We start from the raw sequence: 5865 nt of genomic DNA, 5'->3' as shown, positions 1-5865 counted from the left end.
GCTCTGGAGTGGGCCCAAGAAGCATCGGATCGTGGTGCAGGTGAAATTCTATTGACGAGCATGGATGCTGATGGCCACAAGGATGGCTTTGACAATCCACTCAACTCAAAGGTTAGCACCATGCTCTCTATCTCCGTAATTGCTTCAGGGGGCGGCGGGACACTAGAACACTTTCGAGATGCAATCCAGTTGGGTAAAGCGGATGCAGTCCTGGCAGCTTCTGTCTTTCATTATGGGACCTATACTGTGTCCGAGGTGAAACAATTCTTGCGGACCTCCGGAATTCCTGTCAGGTTGTGATCAGTCTCCGAAACAAAACCTCGCAACCATTTGGCCCCTTCTTCTAATCTTCTTTTATGGAAATGAACTCTTTCTGGTTTCTCTGGATTCTTGCCTTTCTCTTAATATCCATCGTTGGACTGATCCTACAAAAACGTAAGCAAGCTTTTAGGTACTACGGAATTACCAATCGTCTCGCTTTATTAGCTTTGTTGATTTGGAGCCTCCAGGTTCTGATCAACTCTGAAGAAGAATACAATCCCCCCCTTTGGGTACTCGTCGATACAAGTGAAAGTTTCCGTCAGTTGCTACAACATTCTGCTGAGCCGATTAAAAATCCCGCATTACTCATCCCTGATGAAATTCAAGAAAAAATCGAAGGAGAATTTTCAAAAAGAGAATTGAAGTACCTGAATTGGTTTGATCCTCAAAACAAAGATTCTTCTGTTATTTGGTCAGCAACTTCTGGTTTATCAGACAATCTTAATTTGTTTTTGAGACAAACAAATCTTCCGAAGGGAAGTGAATTACTCTTGGTAACTGATGGGCAAGAGAATGAGGCAGACATTTCTCTAAGGGAACTTGGTGAGAACTTGGCAAGTTATGAAATTAAATTGAATACTCTCGTTTGGCAGACACCCCAACCAGTTGATTTAGAATTGAGGATAGAGGCCAATATCCAGGTCGCTTTTGTAAATGAAAGCCTTGATTTGCCCATAAACATTCACGCTTCCAAGAGTTTGCAGGCAGGATCATCCGAGGTAGTGCTGACAGATGGGAAAGCATTATTGGATAAAAAAATCATTGAGTGGGACGGGACGCTGCAAGAAATAGAACTCAGCCTAAACTGGAAACCTAATAAGACAGGTGACCAACTCTTACAGCTTCGGTTGGCACCTCTAGATGGTGAAACCAATTTACAAAACAATCTGGCTTATCTTTCTGTCCCAGTTCGCTCAAACCGGTTGAAGGTTTTACATATAGCTGGAAGAACAGGTTGGGATGTTCGTTATCTACGATCTCTTTTAGGAGATAGCCCTGAGATTGATTTAATTTCTTTCTTCATTTTACGTGATCCCTTTGAGGATGCCAACAATATCCCTGAGAACGAATTGGCCTTGATTCAGTTTCCCGTTGAGGAATTGTTCATGGTGGAGTTGTTCAAATTTGATGTGGTGATATTCCATAATTTTACCATCAAGAAATATCTCAGAAACGTAGGATTTCAGCGTAGTTTCCAAAAATTTCTCTCACAGGGGAAGCGTATTGTTGTTGTTGGTGGCGATCAGACAGAAGGCGAGCGAGGATATGCTGAACTCTTCATGAATTCAGAAAAGGCACTGAGTTGGGATTGGTCCCTGCGACACAAGCAAAATTGGAATTATGAGGAGATTGATCTATTGCCTCCCGAACATTCTCAACGTCAAGCCACATTCAATTGGGATGGTTCAAAAGATAGCTCAGGGATCAGAGTGCTCAGGAGGACTTCATTTGGATTAGGGAGGGTTGATTGGGTGACAGATCCTCACTCCTGGCGTTGGACTCTCAGAAGAGAGAAGGATCAGGCAACTCGGTTCCAGCACTTGATGTTCTGGCAGACACTTCTTTATCAGCCATTCTTTGAGCAACAGCGAGTTTTCACAGATTTTCGCAGAACCCGACCGTACCATGTGAGCGAACGAATTGCCGGCAATTTGCATCTACCTACATCATCATCCGATGTTGCTCTAAGGTTAGTTGACTTGGAAACAGGCCAAGTCATGGAAGAGCAGGTTCTAAGTATTCGTGAAGAACTTGCTGCATTGGAGTTGGTTACAAAGATGCCAGGTACATACGAAATGCAAATTAGCTGTCGATGTAAGGACATGCCTGATTTGAGGCATCCGGTGGTAATTGTTGATGAGTGGTTGGAACTTCATAGAACCGGGTGGCAGATGGACTGGTTAGTTAAAGTTGCTTCATCCACAGGCGGAAAAATGATCGAGGTATTTCAATAATGGGAAGTTATATGCGGGAATTATCTGTAATTCTCTTGAGTGGAATGATGTTTGGCTGTACTCAATCTGCAGTGATTTTGACAGAGCCAGGCAGACAAATTGGTTTTATGAACGATCCTAAGAAATATCCTCTATGTGTTCCGCGAGGTGCATTAAACTCAACGGTTCTTACCAGTTCTAGAAATGGCTATCGGGAAGCTATGAATCAACTACTGAACACAGCAGCTGGAATGGGAGCAACCCACATTTCGATAGATTCTTCCGAGTCTAATGCAATCATTACAAAAATAGAGGGTACGAGTTATTTCTGTCCGGAAGATTTCGCACAGCAGCCTAGTGATCAAATAATGAACCGAGACAAACTAATCATTCTGGATGATCCTTCCTGAAGCACCGGAAGCGTTCAGACCCCGCATTTCAATATCTTATCAAAATTCTCCTTTCAATAAGCCCCAAGCTACTGAACCAAGTTCTGATTCAAATCTGACGAAAGCAAAAGATTATTGGGGTTCTCTCTGTTAAATCACAATCCAATTTGCAAAAAGAGAAACCTTAGAGCGGTTTTAAAGTGATTGTGATCTGTGAATCACATTGGTGGCAATGAATCGTAGCAACCTAAAATTTTAGCACGGAATCCAGAATGCTCCAAGTCACTCAAACATTGTTGAGATTCTTGGTTGTTGTATAGATCAACAAAAAACACATATGACCAAGGGATCCGTTTGGAAGGACGCGACTCTAGGCGACAAAGATTTATTTGATAAGCGTTGAAAATACTCAACATCTCGTAAAGCAATCCCGCACGGTCAGTCTCAAATTCTATGAAGAGGGAAGTTTTTCGCTGCCTGAAATCCAATTTTTCTTTATCCTCTCGCTTGCGAACGACAACAAAGCGCGTGGTGTTGTTGGGATAATCTTGAATGTCCTGGGCAACTACAAAATCTTGATGTTCTTCAACCAGATTAATAGGTACAATCGCTGCCTGAGGAATCCGTTGTTCACTAGTTGAAAAGAACTGTGTAGCAGAGTCTGTATTGCTTCTTGTGTAGATGTGGTCAGCACTACACAGATGCCTAGCGGTATACTGCAGCGTCTGGCCGTAGGCCTGTTCGTGGGCAAAGAATTGGGTCACTTGCTGGAGGGGAGCATTAGCCAGTAGTGCATAGCGGATGCGCATGGGGAACTCATCCAAGATAATAAGTTCCTCAGTCACCAATGCGTCTTGGATCTGTGTTACGGTTCCTGCAACAGAGTTTTCGATTGGAACGACAGCCACTGAATGAGGAGTCTCTGCTACACGTATAATCGCTTCATTGAAGTTCTTGGTGTAGTGAATGGCATCGAAATTTGAGCAAACTTGTCTTGCTGCTTGGTCACTGAAAGTACCTGCTGGGCCGAGGGTGAAGACGTTGGGGATGTGGCTATAAGGCATGCAATGGTTCGGCAGATCTTGACCTCATCTTTAATTTGATGAGGCCTTCATAATCAGGTAGGCAGTTTGACTTCGTAGCCTGGCTGATTCTTGGGATGACTATCATTTGTGAAGACTGTCCTGTCGTTCTTCAGCACGATCACTTCAAAGTAAGGCTGAAAGCGATCTTCAGCAATTCCAAATCCTTGCATAAATTTGTAGAATAATTGCTGTTCTGTTGTGTCGGCATTGCCATCAGAAAGCAGAGAATCGCAGAGATTTGTCAAAATACACATCTTTTGTGCATCTGTCAGCAATGGGGCAGCCTCCTCCAAAAATTTATCAGGAGAATTTGATTGCACGTATTTCTGAGCATTTCGCAGAAGCTTCTCATTCTGAGCTCCAACACCAATTACTCCATTGGAACTTTTCTCACCACCTAATACTGACAACAACTGACCAATTTCTTCATTCTGAATCTCTCCATCGGCCGCAATCATATAAATCAGCGCAGTAACGAACGCGAAATGAGGGGTCATTTCTGTTCCCGCGTCTGATTTGAACATATCAAAGAGTCCCATTTTTTTCCTCTAAAGAAGGGTGCAAAAAAGAACTTATTGGAACAGATAATCTTGAGAATTCAAGCATAAACGGTCAGTCGATGTAGTATTGGAAATCTGTTGCTTGTCCACCACGCTCAATTTTCAGAGTAATTTCTCGCTCGGATTGAAGGGTTTCAAACAGCTTCAAAGCCTTGGGTACGCTATCCACAGTAAACCCATTGATCGCTAGGATTATATCCTCGTTCTTCAAGCCAAGTTTTTCGTAGATGCTACCTTTACGGATGAACTTAAACATGAAAAGTGGAGTACCATCTTTTTCAGTCGGGACGACCCGTGCGTCATTCAGTAGCTGACTGAAATTGGCCAGTTGCTCATCAACATAAGTTCTTTCAAATCTGAAAATCCTCTGGTCATCTGGTGGTGTTTCGTTGTTTGCTTCAGAGGTCGGCTTAATAATCAAGGGCCCTTGATCTTTGGGAGCAATAGGTTTCAGCACTGCTTTTTGTTGGTTTTGTAAGGGCCTAGCTTTTTGTTTGGGTTGGGGTTTGGGGGGAGGTGGCTTTGGCTTTGGTGCTGCTGCAACTGCTGCTGCAACTGCTTGGGTCTGTTGATCCATGCTTAGGATTTCTTCTCGTCCTTGATAGATTATGATGATTTCTCTGTCCCGAATTTCAAAGACTTTTACTTTGTTCGGAGGGCAGGGAATATCCTTTGATTCCTTCACGCTGTCTGGTTCAAAGCAATCACCAATTTGATATATCTTGTACGAGGCAGGTTGATTGGCTGCAGCGATAAATGCAAAAGCGTTGTGGTCATAGATCATCGTACCCGTCAACACCAATTTTAACTGGGTGAACACAGGACCGATTGGTCCAACTTCAGGCAAATTTTCCTTCACCACAACTTCCTCAGCTTTCGGTGGGGGTGGAGGAGGTGGGGGAGGTGGCCGACGTTCCGCTTTAAAGATATTGCGTTCAAGAATTACCACAAATTCTTTGTAATCTGCACTTACATGGGATTTTGTATTTGTTTCAGGAGCAACTGCTGGCAATATCAAGGGGGCGGCTTCCTGTTCAATGATTCTTTGCTCCAAGATCCCTGCCGTCAATCCACCCGCCTGGTAAGCACCCGTCATTACCAGAAGACCGTTGCAGCACATTAACAGAATTTTGCCACCTGGCATCATGCGAGACCTTTCAAATCTTTTCTTATAGACTTTGAATAGAGTATATTTCCATCATTCATTGCAAAATCGGGGGAAGCTATAATTTTTTTCAAAAATTCGGGAAAACTTAACAAAATTGCAATTCTCATTTTCTGAAGATCAAAGGGTTAATTGGTGTTCAGGGCAAATTTATAGAGCAGATGTTTGCTTTGCTTTACTGAAAATCATAAGTTTTCAACTACAAATACAGTCCAAAACTTTTCAAAACACCTACACAACCCCAAGTAAGCCTAGACTAGGGCCTGTCATCAAATAGACATTTGATCGTTTGAGGCACATCGTTCTCTTTGGGGGAAAAGCCCTTTTCCCTTTCCCTATTCAAGAGAAGTCCAATGACTACCAGAGGCTATGCTCTCTGTGATGATCAGTGGCAACGGATCGAACATCTGC

Annotated in this window: 6 protein-coding genes; 3 read left to right on the top strand and 3 right to left on the bottom strand. The window is 43.1% G+C overall.

Translation table 11 applies throughout. The features are described from left to right. From P8O70_15280 to P8O70_15270, 3 genes are all read left to right on the top strand, one after another. The coding region (locus P8O70_15280; GenBank protein MDG2198209.1) for a HisA/HisF-related TIM barrel protein at positions 1–300 on the top strand (300 nt) is incomplete at its 5' end. A 62-nt stretch (positions 301–362) separates the two neighbouring features. Next, positions 363–2276 carry a hypothetical protein gene (locus P8O70_15275; GenBank protein ID MDG2198208.1) on the top strand — a complete coding sequence of 638 codons (1914 nt, stop codon included), beginning with the start codon at positions 363–365 and terminating at the stop codon, positions 2274–2276. A gap of 11 nt (positions 2277–2287) precedes the next feature. Next, complete coding sequence (locus P8O70_15270) at positions 2288–2665, top strand: hypothetical protein (GenBank protein MDG2198207.1); 378 nt, start codon at positions 2288–2290, stop codon at positions 2663–2665. A gap of 197 nt (positions 2666–2862) precedes the next feature. Here P8O70_15270 and P8O70_15265 read toward each other — a convergent pair whose 3' ends face one another. The 3 genes from P8O70_15265 to P8O70_15255 form a co-directional block, all read right to left on the bottom strand. Further along, complete coding sequence (locus tag P8O70_15265) at positions 2863–3708, bottom strand: prephenate dehydratase domain-containing protein (GenBank protein MDG2198206.1); 846 nt, start codon at positions 3706–3708, stop codon at positions 2863–2865. A gap of 53 nt (positions 3709–3761) precedes the next feature. Then, positions 3762–4268, bottom strand: a complete 507-nt coding sequence (locus P8O70_15260; protein ID MDG2198205.1) for a TerB family tellurite resistance protein — start codon at positions 4266–4268, stop codon at positions 3762–3764. A gap of 73 nt (positions 4269–4341) precedes the next feature. Beyond that, the gene (locus P8O70_15255; protein ID MDG2198204.1) at positions 4342–5436 is read right to left on the bottom strand and encodes a general secretion pathway protein GspC; all 1095 of its coding nucleotides are present in this window, start codon (positions 5434–5436) and stop codon (positions 4342–4344) included. Positions 5437–5865: the final 429 nt, after the last annotated feature.

It is taken from the genome of SAR324 cluster bacterium (assembly GCA_029245725.1).
In the GTDB taxonomy this organism is placed as follows: Bacteria; SAR324; SAR324; order SAR324; family NAC60-12; genus JCVI-SCAAA005.
The sequence above is the reverse complement of the archived record's forward strand: the minus strand, read 5'-3'. Positions and strand labels throughout refer to the sequence as shown.

What these genes read in the sequence shown, in the direction of transcription:
- P8O70_15275 (MDG2198208.1), top strand. Translation starts at nt 363, where the DNA reads ATGAACTCTTTCTGGTTTCTCTGGATTCTTGCCTTTCTCTTAATATCC.
- P8O70_15270 (MDG2198207.1), top strand. Translation starts at nt 2,288, where the DNA reads ATGCGGGAATTATCTGTAATTCTCTTGAGTGGAATGATGTTTGGCTGT.
- P8O70_15265 (MDG2198206.1), bottom strand. Translation starts at nt 3,708, where the DNA reads ATGCCTTATAGCCACATCCCCAACGTCTTCACCCTCGGCCCAGCAGGT.
- P8O70_15260 (MDG2198205.1), bottom strand. Translation starts at nt 4,268, where the DNA reads ATGGGACTCTTTGATATGTTCAAATCAGACGCGGGAACAGAAATGACC.
- P8O70_15255 (MDG2198204.1), bottom strand. Translation starts at nt 5,436, where the DNA reads ATGATGCCAGGTGGCAAAATTCTGTTAATGTGCTGCAACGGTCTTCTG.